The organism is uncultured Gemella sp. (assembly GCF_963529685.1).
Lineage (GTDB): Bacteria > Bacillota > Bacilli > Staphylococcales > Gemellaceae > Gemella.
In genome coordinates this window covers 1-13722 of the sequence record NZ_CAUSAI010000044.1, presented here as the reverse complement: position 1 = coordinate 13722, position 13722 = coordinate 1, and the positions used below count along the sequence as shown (strand labels likewise).

Annotated in this window: 13 protein-coding genes; 6 read left to right on the top strand and 7 right to left on the bottom strand. The window is 32.0% G+C overall.

What is annotated here, in order from left to right; genetic code table 11:
• Positions 1 to 169 precede the first annotated feature (169 nt).
• A complete protein-coding gene (gene proC / locus RWS90_RS06695; RefSeq protein WP_314549825.1) occupies positions 170 to 961 on the bottom strand; it encodes a pyrroline-5-carboxylate reductase in 792 nt (263 codons plus the stop codon).
• 156 nt (positions 962 to 1117) lie between these two features.
• Between proC and ung the strand changes: the two genes are divergently transcribed.
• On the top strand, positions 1118 to 1804 hold the full coding sequence (gene ung, locus RWS90_RS06690; protein WP_314549823.1) for a uracil-DNA glycosylase: 687 nt from the start codon (positions 1118 to 1120) through the stop codon (positions 1802 to 1804).
• Positions 1805 to 2286: 482 nt separating this feature from the next.
• Here ung and RWS90_RS06685 read toward each other — a convergent pair whose 3' ends face one another.
• On the bottom strand, positions 2287 to 2913 hold the full coding sequence (locus tag RWS90_RS06685; protein ID WP_314549820.1) for an O-antigen ligase family protein: 627 nt from the start codon (positions 2911 to 2913) through the stop codon (positions 2287 to 2289).
• A 137-nt stretch (positions 2914 to 3050) separates the two neighbouring features.
• Positions 3051 to 4229: an acetyl-CoA C-acetyltransferase gene (locus RWS90_RS06680; protein ID WP_314549818.1), complete on the bottom strand. Its 1179-nt coding sequence runs from the start codon at positions 4227 to 4229 to the stop codon at positions 3051 to 3053.
• 225 nt (positions 4230 to 4454) lie between these two features.
• Between RWS90_RS06680 and RWS90_RS06675 the strand changes: the two genes are divergently transcribed.
• Complete coding sequence (locus RWS90_RS06675; RefSeq protein ID WP_314549816.1) at positions 4455 to 5303, top strand: hypothetical protein; 849 nt, start codon at positions 4455 to 4457, stop codon at positions 5301 to 5303.
• Positions 5304 to 5373: 70 nt separating this feature from the next.
• Here the strand turns inward: RWS90_RS06675 and RWS90_RS06670 are convergent, their stop codons facing one another.
• Positions 5374 to 6642, bottom strand: a complete 1269-nt coding sequence (locus RWS90_RS06670; RefSeq protein ID WP_314549814.1) for a hydroxymethylglutaryl-CoA reductase, degradative — start codon at positions 6640 to 6642, stop codon at positions 5374 to 5376.
• Between the two features lie 11 nt (positions 6643 to 6653).
• Positions 6654 to 7823: a hydroxymethylglutaryl-CoA synthase gene (locus RWS90_RS06665; RefSeq protein WP_314549812.1), complete on the bottom strand. Its 1170-nt coding sequence runs from the start codon at positions 7821 to 7823 to the stop codon at positions 6654 to 6656.
• 463 nt (positions 7824 to 8286) lie between these two features.
• Between RWS90_RS06665 and RWS90_RS06660 the strand changes: the two genes are divergently transcribed.
• Together RWS90_RS06660 and RWS90_RS06655 are read left to right on the top strand one after the other, a co-directional pair.
• The gene (locus RWS90_RS06660) at positions 8287 to 8913 is read left to right on the top strand and encodes a superoxide dismutase (RefSeq protein ID WP_314549810.1); all 627 of its coding nucleotides are present in this window, start codon (positions 8287 to 8289) and stop codon (positions 8911 to 8913) included.
• Positions 8914 to 9117: 204 nt separating this feature from the next.
• Positions 9118 to 10212 carry a metallophosphoesterase gene (locus tag RWS90_RS06655; RefSeq protein WP_314549809.1) on the top strand — a complete coding sequence of 365 codons (1095 nt, stop codon included), beginning with the start codon at positions 9118 to 9120 and terminating at the stop codon, positions 10210 to 10212.
• Positions 10213 to 10277: 65 nt separating this feature from the next.
• Here the strand turns inward: RWS90_RS06655 and RWS90_RS06650 are convergent, their stop codons facing one another.
• Positions 10278 to 10544, bottom strand: a complete 267-nt coding sequence (locus RWS90_RS06650) for a hypothetical protein (protein WP_314549807.1) — start codon at positions 10542 to 10544, stop codon at positions 10278 to 10280.
• Positions 10545 to 10708: 164 nt separating this feature from the next.
• On the opposite strand from RWS90_RS06650, the gene RWS90_RS06645 reads away from it, so the two are divergent.
• Positions 10709 to 11923, top strand: a complete 1215-nt coding sequence (locus tag RWS90_RS06645) for a peptidoglycan bridge formation glycyltransferase FemA/FemB family protein (RefSeq protein ID WP_314549804.1) — start codon at positions 10709 to 10711, stop codon at positions 11921 to 11923.
• Positions 11924 to 12502: 579 nt separating this feature from the next.
• Here the strand turns inward: RWS90_RS06645 and RWS90_RS06640 are convergent.
• Positions 12503 to 12838 carry a zinc ribbon domain-containing protein YjdM gene (locus RWS90_RS06640; RefSeq protein ID WP_304095261.1) on the bottom strand — a complete coding sequence of 112 codons (336 nt, stop codon included), beginning with the start codon at positions 12836 to 12838 and terminating at the stop codon, positions 12503 to 12505.
• 301 nt (positions 12839 to 13139) lie between these two features.
• Here RWS90_RS06640 and RWS90_RS06635 point away from each other — a divergent pair.
• The coding region (locus RWS90_RS06635; RefSeq protein WP_314549802.1) for an FAD-dependent oxidoreductase at positions 13140 to 13722 on the top strand (583 nt) is incomplete at its 3' end.

Genomic DNA, 13722 nt, shown 5'->3' with positions numbered 1-13722 from the left:
TTCGTAGAAATCGATTTTGTCGAGTCACCCTCGCACAGTTTATTAGATATCTAAATAGCTTCTATAAAGCGAATTTAGATATCAATAAACCACTGCGTCTATGAGTTCTCATACAAACTTTGTTAAATTTTAGGACTTTTGGGTCAACATTTAATCATACTCTTATATTCTATCTCATTCTATCTAGTTTATCAAAACAAGCCTTTTCACATTCAATAACCGCACTACGAAAATTCTTTTCTTCTAAAACTCTTACAGCTTCAATAGTGCTTCCGCTCGGTGAACATACATCATCTTTTAACTTACCTGGATGTTCTTTAGTCTCTAATATCATATTCGCTGCACCTAAAACAGTATTCGCAGCAAGTCTATAGGCGACATCACGTTTTAAACCATTTAGAACAGCGCCATCAGCTAAAGCCTCTATAAATAAATACACATAAGCAGGACCTGAACCGCTCAAAGCTGTTAAAGCAGCCATATCTTTTTCCAATATTTCCTCGGCAATACCCAGATTATTTAGCAAATCTAGTACTAATAATTTCTCAGAATCATCTACTAACGAATTAAACGTAACCCCTATTACACCATCTCCTACTTTGACGGGTGTATTCGGCATAATTCTAACTATTTTAGTCTCTGGAAGTTCCTTTTCTAAATCTTTTATTTCTACCGCTGCAGCCATCGAAATAACAATCTTATTTTTTAAATTATCAGCCACTTTCTCGAGAACTGTCGCCACTAAATATGGTTTTACTCCTAAAAATACTATATCACTTTTTTTCGCTACCTCTTCTAAATCTCCGCAAAATACTGCACCTGTTTCTTCTGCAATATTTTTAGTACTTTTATCAGAAGAGTTCCTTACAAAAATATCAGCACAGCTAACCTTACCACTTCGAAGTAATCCTTCCAAAATAGCTTTTCCCATATTCCCAACACCGATAAAACCTAATTTCATACATATTCCTCCTAAATATTTATTAATATCATTATACCACACTACTAACACTTATGTTATAACCTTGTTATTTCTATCACAACTATTTTAATATATATTTAACTATGTTATACTTTAACAAGAATCATAATAATCTATTGTTAAAAGGAGAACTATATGCACAAAAGTTGGGAAGAAATATTTAAAAATTATCCAAAGATTGATGAACTAAATAAATTAATAGAAACAATAAACAAAAAACGTCTAACTACAACGATTTACCCTTCTAAAGAACAAGTTTTTAGAGTTTTTGATTTAGCATTAGAAGATATTAAAGTTGTGATTTTAGGACAAGATCCTTATCATAATCCGGATCAAGCCTGTGGACTAAGTTTCTCAGTGAATGATGGAGTTGCATTACCTAAAAGTTTAATAAATATATATAAAGAACTACACGATGACTTAGGTATTAAACCAGCAAAAACGGGAAACCTTGAAAGTTGGTTTAAACAAGGTGTATTTTTACTTAATGCTGTTCTTACAGTCGAAAAAAATTCACCCGCAAGCCACAGTAAAATGGGATGGGAAAATTTCACAGATTACATAATTGAAAATATCTCTGAAAAAAATGAAAATGTAGTTTTTGTTTTATGGGGAAGCTATGCAAGAAGCAAAAATAAACTGATAGATTCTTCGAAACATAAAATTATAGAATCAGCCCATCCAAGTCCGTTATCCGCATACCGTGGCTTTTTCGGAAGTAAGGTCTTCTCTCAAATTAACGATTATTTAGATGCTTGTAGTAAAAAAACTATAGATTTTGAATTAAATATGAAAACCAATAAACAAATTTCATTTTTTTAAAAAACTTAGAAAATTTTAAGTATATTTTAAGTAAGAGGTATATAATAGTTATCTAAACAAAAGTAATAATATTTCATTCTTAACGACACTTGTCGTTTCTCCCTTTTAAGTTTGAAATTATTTTTGTTTAAACCAATATTTCGGTTAATTCTTTATGATATTAACAGATAATAAAACTTTTTAATTTTTTTCATAATGTGGCTTGTCGCTCCCTAGGCAAGCCATTCTCCCTTTTAAAGAGTTGTAAAACTCTTCTGTTATTTGTATATAAGATTAGATATAAATAAGCAAGAAATTGCTTAGAACTTAATTTAGTTCATAAAAAAACGTGTTCCCCAAACACGTTTTTTTTATTTTTTGAAAGATACTCTGCTCTACTCTATATGCCTCTTTGTTTTTATACATTAAAGTAATAAAAAAAGGATTGACTCGATAAAATCTTATTTCTACAAAATCACGATTTTCGAGTCAATCCATTTTAATTATGCAGCTCTTCTATATCCTGCTTTTTGAGCAGCCTCTTCTGAGTTGAAGACTAATAGGTTTTTTGCTGCGATATTGTTATAAGAAGGATGTGTCGGTGTGTAATAATATCCATTCTTTTTACTTGCTCTCACTATTACTCTCTTAGGTTGTTGTAATTGTGTTTGTTCCTCTTTCTTTTGAGCTAATTGAACAGTTTCATTTTTTTCCACATCCTGCTCATCAATTCTTTTTTTAGATGGAGGGGGTGGCACTACTTGTTGCTCTTTCTTTTCAGAGTCATTATCTGCTGATGACTGTTCTTCTATTTTTTTATCACGTTCTTCTTTTTTCTCTTGGAAAGTTTTTCTTTGTTCTTCTTTTTTAGCATCACTAAAGTGATTAGTCATTAACATTGTTAACGTCATTACTAATGCACTCACAGTTCCTAAAACTACTTTTTTCAAACGTGTTTTTCGTTGAATAAGTTTTACAATAGGCGGGCACAATAATACAAAGCTTAATATGAATACAATACTAGCATAACCAATACCGTGAGTAAATACCATACTAAGCGATATTATCATAAATACTAAGAAGATAAACCACAAAATAACTTGTCCATGTTCTCTTATGAATTTATTCACAAAATATTTCTCCTTAAAAATAATCACTTATCTATTTTAACACTTTCTTGTCTAATAAACAATTATTTTTATAAATAACTTTTACTTTAGCAAAATATAAGGGATTTTATAATAATATATTTGTATAAAGTCTTTAATTATTTTCTAGAAATAACCATAGCAATCCCTTGCCCTCCACCTATACAAAGTGAACATACTCCTTTTTCCTTGTTGTCTTTAATTAGCGCATGCACCAAAGTAACCAAAATACGACAGCCACTAGCTCCTATCGGATGTCCTAGTGAAATTGCTCCACCACGAGTATTAACCTTACTTTCGTCAAGATTTAATAAGCGTGTTACAGCAATTGATTGTGCAGCAAAAGCTTCATTCATCTCAAATAAGTCTATATCTTCTATATTTAAATTTAATTTTTCTAGTACTTTCTTTGTTGCTGGAACAGGTCCTAAGCCCATCATCCTATTATCTAAGCCTGCTGATGCATAGCCCTCAATATAACCTAGAACGTCTAACCCCAACTCTTTGGCGCGATTTTCACTCGTTAATATTACACAAGCAGCTCCGTCATTTATACCTGAAGCATTCCCTGCCGTTACTGTTCCATCTTTCTTAAAAGCCGGACGTAATTGGGCTAAACTTTCCAAAGTAGTATTAGCACGAACAAATTCGTCGGTATTAAAACTAATTTCCTCTCGTCTAATTCTAACAAATATCGGAGCTATTTCTTCTGTGAATAAGTTATTTTCAATTGCCAAAGCAGCCTTTTTCTGACTTCTAAGAGCGAACTCATCTTGTTCCTCTCTCGTTATATTATACTGCTGAGCTATGTTCTCTGCCGTGATACCCATATGATAATTTTCAAAAGCATCAGTTAGCCCATCATTTATGATAGTATCTTCTAGTTCAAAGCTACCTAATTTTTGACCAAAACGTGCATTCTTCGTGTAATGAGGTGCTGCACTCATATTTTCTACTCCACCACAAATTACTATATCATTATCTCCCAACATAATTGACTGAGCTCCTAATACTACACTTTTCAAACCAGAACCACATACCTTATTCACAACAAAGGCACTCTTCTCTTTTGAAATACCTGCATTAACTGCAATTTGTCGTGCAACATTTTGGCCCAAACCAGTTTGTAACACATTACCAAATATTATCTCATCAACAAGATTTGGATCAATATTTATACTTTCTAATGCCTGCTTTACAAGATCTCCACCAAGTCTAGCTGCTGAAACATCTTTTAAACTTCCACCAAAACTCCCTATAGCAGTTCTTTTCGCACTTACAATTGCTACTCTGTTCATGTTTTTAATTCTCCTAATTTGATTTACTAGTATATTTTACTATAAATACTGCACTTGTTCAAATAATGTATATAACCGACAAGGAATAAAAAACACACTAATGTAACATTCACTTCATGTTTTTGTAATATATTTGTAATATATTTGTAACAAAAGGTTGTTTTTTGTAATCTGAAGATGTATAATATAAATATAAAGAAGTTATACAAAAAGAAGGTGGAGAATATGAACAAACTTCTAAAAACAACAGGTATATTTATTTTAGGAATAGGGCTTATGACTGGTTGTGCAGATAAGGTAGCGCAAAAAATTGATAATAACAATAATAATGCAACTAGCGAAGTAACGACTACCGAAGAAACACCAACTTCTTTAGCTAACCTACAAAAAGAAGTTGAACATATTAAACAAGCAAATACTAACGTTAATGCAAATATTATTAATAACAAACCTACACCTCAGCCAACAACTCCTACTAGAAAAAACACTACAATCCAACAAACTACTCAAACTAGAAAACATGACCTAGCTAAAGCTGGAGAAATTTTACAACCTATGTCATACGGAATGTTAAATTTACAAGGTAGCAGTACTGCCAATGTAGTGAGATTTATCGCTAGTAACGATGGCAGCAACAATGTAGTAAAACAAATGAACATGACTAAAGTATTGGATTTACTAAATACATACAATGCACAAACATTCCATAAACAAGACGTACTACAAAGATTACAAAATGATAAAGAAATTGAATTTGTTCAATTAAATAATAAGGTTACTGATTTTAGCAAACAAAACTTAGAAAAATTAATGAATCATAAAAATAAAGTAGTATACTTTGCTAAAGATGAAGTCTTCTTAGCTAAAAGTGACGTTGGTTATGGAGGACCTACTGATACAATCTTTATGCCAGTTGAAAAATGGGAAATACAAGGAGATAAAGTTCTAATTCCTTTTGAAACTATTGCCACAAGAAAACCTGTAGGGATGATGACACTTCGTTTAAACAATAAAAATTATGAGAATGGAATTGATAAAACAATGTACTACATTGAAAAATTCGAATTATACTAAAATTGAAAGAGGAGCGACTCAAAAATCGATTTCTATGAAATTACGATTTTTGAGTCGCTCCCTTCTATAACTAGTTATTATATTTTTCTACTATTTTCTTAGCACTAGCTAGGTTCATATGTTTTTCATTTCTAAGTTCTTCAACGATTAACTCTATATTATCATTAGAAGCTCCAGCCAAGATGGCTAAAGATTTTGCATGTAACTTCATATGCCCTTTTTGGATTCCATCTCCTACTAACGCTTTTAGGGCCGCTAGATTTTGAGCTAAACCTACAGAAACGATTATACTCGCCAAAGTTTTAGCGTCCGGATTGTTTAATAATCCTCTTGCGACTTTTACTGTAGGATTAATCCCAATAGATCCTCCTACACTTGCGACTGGCATCGGTAGAGTAATCTCTCCAATAAGCACACTGTTTTTTTTATCACAGTACCATTTAGAAAGACCTTGATACTTACCATCTTTAGCTGCATAACTCTGACACGCCGCTTCTATAGCTCTCCAGTCATTTCCACTCGCTATAACAACACTATCTATACCGTTGAAAATACCTTTATTGTGAGTAGCAGCTCTATAAACATCAGCTTTTGCGAATTTACTAGCAAGCTCAATTCTTTTCGCAAGATACTCTCCATCTTTACCTAAGTTTTCAAATGGAATAGCACATTTCGCAGTAACTAGTGAGCGTGTCGCGTAATTCGATAATATCGCCATCAATGCAACACCTTCAGTTAATGATTCTAACGAAACTTTAAGTGCCTCTAGCATAGTATTTAATATATTTGCCCCCATCGCTTCCAGAGTATCAACGACAAGATAGACAACTACAAAATCCGTTCCATCTTCCGATAAAACTTTAACCTCAATATCATAAGCCCCCCCTCCGCGTGCTACGATAGATGGATATGCTTCATTAGCTGTTTTTAAAAGTAATTCTTTACTTTGTAAAATACATCTTACAGCTGCATCAGTATCAGCTATATTATATAATGCTACATGACCAATCATTTTTCTGTCTAGAACTTCTGTCTTAAAACCACCTGATTTCGCTACTATTTTCCCAGCATTACTACAAGCTGCAACTACCGACGGTTCTTCTGTAACAAACGGTACTACGTATTGTTTCCCATCAACAATAAAATTTGGCACAACGCTAAACGGTAGAGAAAAAGTTCCAATAACATTTTCTACCATATTATTAGCCGTACTAAAGTCTAGGACTTCATTATTTTTAAGAAATTGAAAATGCTCTTCACTTAAAATATCAGTTTTCTCAACAACCTCTAAACGTTCATTAATATTTTTTTTATAAAATCCACTCCAAATTTTTTCCATAGTTCCCTCTTTTAAAATTGTTTTTTATATATTCTCTTATGATTTTCTATTTTTTCTAAAATAAATTTACTTTCATCTTGAATATCAGAAATATCTAAGTTACCCTCTTCATCAACAGTAGTATCTCTAAAGAACATATCCTCATATTCTTCTATTGAAATACGTGTTCTACTAGCAAAGTCCTCAAAGCGATTATCTCTTAACTGCTCCTTATAACCATCCACTAAAGTTAAACTAAATACTTCAGCAACTGCTCCACTACCGTAACTATATAAAGCAATCTTGTCTCCAGCTTCTAGAGTAGTGTTATTTTCAAGAAGTGATAATAGCCCCAAGAATAAAGATCCTGTATATATATTACCTACTCGTTGGCTATATAAGATTGATTCATTAAAACGAGCAAGTAGTTCTTCTTTCTTATTCTCTTCAGCGTGTTCTAACAACAAATTTAAACCTTTTAATCCTAACTTAGGATATGGTAGATGTAAACATACTGCTGAAAAATCCTCAAGACTATTTTTAGATTTTTCGATAAATCTATCCCACGTAGTTGTTAAGCAGTCAAGATACTGTTCAGTAGAAAATCTTCCCTCTACAAATGCATATTGAGAGTAATTCGGACGCCAAAAATCCATAACATCACGAGTTAAACAAACATTATCATTGTTGAACTCTAAAATTCTTGGATTACTGCTTACTAACATAGCGCAACTTCCTGCACCTTGTGTAGATTCTCCAGAAGATTTAACACCGTATTTCGCAATGTCACTAGCGATAACCAGTACTTTTGACTCTGGATTATTCATAACATGATTTTTAGCGAAATCTAATGCAGCAGTTGCTCCGTAGCATGCTTCTTTAACTTCAATAGCACGCACAAATGGTTGAATATCCAAAAGCCCATGAATAAATACTGAAGAAGCCTTACTTTGGTCAACTCCAGACTCAGTCCCTACGATAATCATATCAATTTTTTCTAAATCATCTTTATCAAGTATTTCAAAAGCTGCCTGCGCTCCAAGAGTTACAATATCTTGAGATACAGGAGGAATACTCATTTCAAGTTGTAATAGACCTTTAGTGAATTTATCAGGTTCTATTCCACGCGCTGTTGCTAAATCACGAATATCTAAATAATAACTTGGCATTGCAAAGCCAAATTTATCTATTCCTATTTTCATTATCAAATTCCTTTCAATTAAATTCGATTTATTTATCTGTACAATTTTTCCAACTATATTATACTATTAAACTCCTAAAAGTTAAAGTTTAATAAATATAAACTTCCTATCATGATTAAAACCATCTCATGCAAATACTATTGTATAAAATTTTTGCGAATTAGTCCATAGATAGCCATTAAAAATTACAAATCTTATGATTTACCTTGTATAAAATTCATACATAATCTATTTCAAGTAATCTTACTATTAATTAATAATTTTTCTAAACATCAAAACTGATAATCACTTTATAAGAATTTAGAAATTTTAAGATTATATAAACTCGATTTTACTAGCATTTTTACACTGAAAAATAGTTTCTTTTTAATAAAAAAATTTTTTTGTAAGCATTTTTGTTGTTTATTTTTAATATTTTTCTTATAATGGTAATATATTTAAAAAACCCGGGAGGATTATTACTATGACATTTAAATTACCTGAATTACCTTATGGATTCGATTTCTTAGAGCCAGTTATCGATGCTAAAACTATGGAAATTCACCACGACAAACACCACGCAGCTTACGTTAACAACCTAAACGCAGCTTTAGAAAAACACCCAGAATTCGAAGCTAACTGCATTTGTGGGTTATTAAAAAACATTGATAGCGTTCCTGCTGACATCCGTCAAGCTGTTATCAATAACGGTGGTGGACACCACAATCACAGCCTATTCTGGAAATCTATGACTAAAGCAGATTCTTCTGAATTCGCTGGATTAATTAAAGAAAAAGTTGAAGCTGAACTTGGTGGATACGAAGAATTCGTTAAGAGCTTCTCATCTGCAGCTGCTACAAGATTCGGTAGTGGATGGGCATGGCTTGCTTTAGATAAAGAAGGTAAACTAGTTGTTACTTCAACAGCTAACCAAGACTCTCCATACTTAACAGGTCTTACTCCAATCCTTGGATTAGACGTTTGGGAGCACGCATACTACCTAAACTACCAAAACCGTCGTCCAGACTACATTAAAGAATTCTTCCGTGTTGTAAACTGGGATTTCGTTAACGAACGCCTAGCTAAACACTTAGAAAAATTAGGTAAATAATTACATGGATAAAAAGCTGTCACATGACGGCTTTTTTATTTTTTATTAATTGAATCTTTCTCTCTCAATCAACTCTTATCTGGTCTTTTCATTAACCTAATTTAATGACAATTTTAACTTCATATTGTATAATGATAAACACTCTGTTTGAATATACAACTTATTCTTACATTTGTTATTAAATTGATTAAAGGAGAATTGATATTGAATAATTGGAAATTTATCGCTGGTTTCATCGGAGTATTCGCAATATATGAAATACTCATATTCCTATTGTGGCTAGGCTTAAAATGGATGATTTCACCTTTTGTTCCCACTAAGGTTAAATTAGCTATTGGTATCGCGCTATTTATTGTTGCTAACTTTTCTATCGTAGCTTATATGCTAAGATTAGGTGCACCATGGATAAATTATGGAAACATTTGGTACTTCTACTTCCTAAATGGTACTATCATAGGTATAGTTTTATTAATCATTAAATTTTTACTGAAAATCTTTAAATTAAACCTTACTCAAGGAATTAGTTTAAGCATAACTTCTCTCTATTTAATAGGTATGACTGCTCTTGGTTTATTTTGGGCATACTCACCTACTGTGATTAATAAGACTATCAAGGTTGATAAACATCTTGATAAACCTATTAAAATTGCTATGGTCTCTGATCTTCATCTTGGAACATTTTTCTCAAATCCTCAACTTGAAAAACTGAACAATATTGTTGATAATGAGAAACCAGATGCTGTAGTTATCGCAGGAGATCTTATGGATGATGATATGGTTATGTACAAAAAGCGTAATATGCAAGAAAATCTAAGCAAACTAAAAGCTCCACTAGGTGTTTATACTACAATGGGAAATCACGACCGTGATGCACTAGAAATAGTAAACGAGGTTAAAAAAACGGGGATAATCCCACTATCTGATGAAAGTACTACACTTAATAATGATATAACTTTAGTAGGTCGTAAGGATAAGAGTGTCAGTCGCGATAGACTTGATACTGCTGACCTTCTTAAGAGCGTTGATTTGAGCAAAACTATCGTTCTTGTGGATCATCAACCTGATGCTATTGATTATCACGCTAACTTACCTATAGATGTTCAACTCTCTGGGCATACTCACCGCGGACAACTATGGCCGTTAAACTTTATCACAGATGTAGTTTATACTTTAGATCATGGCTACGCGAAAATTAATGGCAAACATTTCTTCACTTCTGCAGGTTACGGTTTCTGGGGACCGCCTTTTAAAACTTCAGCACGTAGTGAAGTGTGGATGATTACTATTGAAGAAAAATAATCAATTAATAGAAAAAACTCAACAATCCGATTCATAAAAATCGATTCGTTGAGTTTCTTGTTTTCCTATCTATTTTTTTTGAAAATCTCTATTAGTTTCTTTGCATCTTTTCCATTTAAAAAGTATGCTTTTCTTAATGCGGCAATATTAAATGCATCATTCTGACTTAAGTTTATAACTTTTTCTAATTCTTTTTTATAAGCTGGTGTTTGAAGTCTTTCAAATGCTTCTTTACTCTTCTCATCACGTTTTTTTATCTTGTCTCTTGCATTAGAAATCATCGCATAGACAAATATAAATCCTAGCATGATATATAATGTATTCATGTTCATCGCAATTACTTCCTTTATTTTATTCTATATACACATTATATAAGTTTTGTATGCGATTGTAAATATTTTAATTAACTTATTTCTTCTTAACTCCTTCTAAAAATTGATTTTTCTACTATAATTTGTTATGATAAAGTGTACTTTAGTTAAAGGATTATTGAATAATGAAATTTTTAACAAATATTAACGACGAAAAATATACTGAATTTATAAAAAATCACAAGCATGGTAATATGATGCAAGCTATCGAGTGGTCTCACATAAAAAATACTTGGGGCGCTGTAAGAGTAGGTGTTCAAGATGAAGATAATAATATTATAGCTGCAGTGCAAATTCTCACTCGTCAAGGATTATGGTATGCTCCGCGTGGGCCTATTCTTGATTACAGTAATACCGAACTACTAAATTTCTTTTTAACTAACCTTAAAAAATTCGCTAAAGAAAAAGGCGCTAAAATGGTTAAACTAGATATCCCCACAGCTATAAAAGATGAAAAGCTCGCGATTTTCAAGGATGTTGAAGTAGATAGAGAAAACAATAGTCTTATTAAAACATTCAAAGATAATGGTTATAAGCACAAAGGTTTTAGCCTTGACATGAGTAATACTATTCAACCACGCTTTAACACAGTTACAAAACTTGAAGAAGAAGTTCCTGATCTTTTCCCAAAAGATACACGTCGTTTAATTCGCGATGCTGAGAAGAAATTCGTTGAAGTTAGGCGTTGTGGTAAAGAAAATCTCGATGACTTCCTTTTCGCCTTAGCTTGTACAGAGAAAAGAAAAAATATCTCACTGCGTGGACGTGAATATTTCGAAAACTTATTGGATACTTTTGGAGATAATGCTTTATTATATATTTCATATATAAATGTAGAAAAAGCTGTAAAAGAATGTCATTCTAGAAAACAAGCTCTTGAAGATGAGATTGAAGCTCTTGGTGAAAAATCACCGAAGAAAAAGCGTACTCTTCTAGAACAAGTAACTGGAATTGACAAGTTAATCGTTCTATTTGATAGTTTGGAGATTAAAGATAAAAGTAAGGATCAGGTTATAAGCGCTGCTATTACTATCGCCTATGGTAACCATGCAGAAATTATTTACGCTGGAATGAATGACGATTTCGCAAAACTTCCTGCCCAATATAAAGTCTTTTCTGATACTATGAAAAAAGCTCAAGAAATGGGTGTTAGCGAGGTATCAATGGGTGGTATTGAAGGTGATTTAAACGATAGTCTACTTGGTTTCAAATCTAAATTCGCACCAAACATCGTAGAATACTATGGAGAGTTCGATTTAGCAATCTCTCATGTATTCAATTTAATGTACAACTACGGATTACCATTAAGAAGAAAAGTACTAAAACTAATTAGAAGATAAAAAACTAAGTCTGTAAATCATTATGGTTTACAGACTGTTTATTTTAATCTACTGTTTTTAAGGTAGCTTAGGACACTTCCAAATCTTTTGTTATCACAAAAGGATTTTCCAGTTAAAATTCGAGCTTGTAGTCTCGAATTTTCCTAGTAAAACACTAAAGTATTTTACTTCAGCTACTCTAAAACAGTAGGAGAAAAATGAGAATGGAATCTAAAACTAAATAAAAAGTTTTCTATAATATTTAAAACTGCGTCTAATTTTCTAGTATACTATAATAAATTAATAACTAAATTCAGAGCGGATAACTAACTAATTTATATGTTTTTTCATTTGTTCTTTATAGTGGTGAAAATAAAATGCTATTGCATTTTATCGAGAAAAAGAAAGATTACAAGCTTTCTTTTTAGTCGGAAAACAATCTTTTCTTTGAAAAGTTGGTTGAAGACGTCTAGCATCACAATCAAAAGAACGAATGTTTAAGTATTACAGGATAAATAAATCCCTATATAAAAATTAAAAGAGCTGTACTCTTTAATGATTTCATTGAAATCATAACTATTGAGTCAGCTCTTTATTTAATTATATTTTTTTAACGAATTCAGATTTTAGTTTCATAGCACCAAAACCATCAATTTTACAATCGATATTGTGATCTCCATCAACTAATCTAATATTTTTAACACGAGTTCCTTGTTTTAATGTAGATGAACTACCCTTAACTTTTAAATCTTTAATTACAGAAACTGTATCTCCGTCTTGAAGTACGTTACCGTTAGCATCACGATAAACTTTTTCCTCTTCTGCTCCACTAGCATCTTCTGGTGACCACTCATGAGCACACATAGGGCATACTAGCATATTTCCATCTTCATAAGTATATTCACTTTTACATTCTGGACAATTAGGTAATGTCATTGTTTTCCTCCATAAAATTTCAAATTTGTACAAGGGATATTATACCATAATGAGATATAATATCAAAATAATATCAAACAACTTACTCTTTAAAACCTTGATGCAATAATAATTCTAACAAAAAATCTCTTCCCTAAAAATTTTTTTGAAAAAATCGTCTACTTTTGTAGGCAAAGTACTTGAAATTTGAAAAAAGAAGGAGTAAAATATGAATTAAAGAGTTAATCACATTATATTTATTTGCGGTTATTCTAAAATATAAAATATAAACAAAAATTTTAAACAAAAGAGGAATCAAATTATGGTTAAATATGATCTATTAGTAGTAGGATTCGGTAAAGCCGGAAAAACTTTAGCAGCAACATTCGCTAAAGAAGGAAAAAAAGTAGCAGTAGTTGAAGAAAGTAGTGCAATGTACGGTGGTACTTGTATCAATATCGGATGTATCCCGACTAAAACTTTAATCGTAGCTGCTGACAACAAAAAAGACTATGCAGAAGCTAAAGCAACAAGAGACGCTGTTGTATCTAAACTTAACGCTAAAAACTTCGCTATGTTAGATAGCAGTCCAAACATTGATGTTTACACTGCGCACGCTAAATTCGTTTCTAACAAAGTAGTAGAAATTTCTGCTAACGGAGAAACTAAACAACTTGAAGGTGAAATCGTAGTAATCAATACTGGAGCTAAGAACAATGTGTTACCAATTCCAGGATTAACAACATCTAAAAATGTTTACGATAGCACAGAATTACAACAATTAGAAAAAGCTCCTAAAACTCTAGGAATCATCGGTGGTGGTAACATCGGATTAGAATTCGCTAACCTTTACGCTCGTCTTGGAGTTAAAGTTACAGTTATCGACTTCGCTCCTGGAATCTTAG

Bases quoted from the DNA above. Each gene is read 5' to 3' on its own strand.
- RWS90_RS06670 (WP_314549814.1), bottom strand. From the start codon at position 6,642: ATGGAAAAAATTTGGAGTGGATTTTATAAAAAAAATATTAATGAACGT.
- proC (WP_314549825.1), bottom strand. From the start codon at position 961: ATGAAATTAGGTTTTATCGGTGTTGGGAATATGGGAAAAGCTATTTTG.
- RWS90_RS06650 (WP_314549807.1), bottom strand. From the start codon at position 10,544: ATGAACATGAATACATTATATATCATGCTAGGATTTATATTTGTCTAT.
- RWS90_RS06680 (WP_314549818.1), bottom strand. From the start codon at position 4,229: ATGAACAGAGTAGCAATTGTAAGTGCGAAAAGAACTGCTATAGGGAGT.
- RWS90_RS06660 (WP_314549810.1), top strand. From the start codon at position 8,287: ATGACATTTAAATTACCTGAATTACCTTATGGATTCGATTTCTTAGAG.
- RWS90_RS06645 (WP_314549804.1), top strand. From the start codon at position 10,709: ATGAAATTTTTAACAAATATTAACGACGAAAAATATACTGAATTTATA.
- ung (WP_314549823.1), top strand. From the start codon at position 1,118: ATGCACAAAAGTTGGGAAGAAATATTTAAAAATTATCCAAAGATTGAT.
- RWS90_RS06640 (WP_304095261.1), bottom strand. From the start codon at position 12,838: ATGACATTACCTAATTGTCCAGAATGTAAAAGTGAATATACTTATGAA.
- RWS90_RS06675 (WP_314549816.1), top strand. From the start codon at position 4,455: ATGAACAAACTTCTAAAAACAACAGGTATATTTATTTTAGGAATAGGG.
- RWS90_RS06665 (WP_314549812.1), bottom strand. From the start codon at position 7,823: ATGAAAATAGGAATAGATAAATTTGGCTTTGCAATGCCAAGTTATTAT.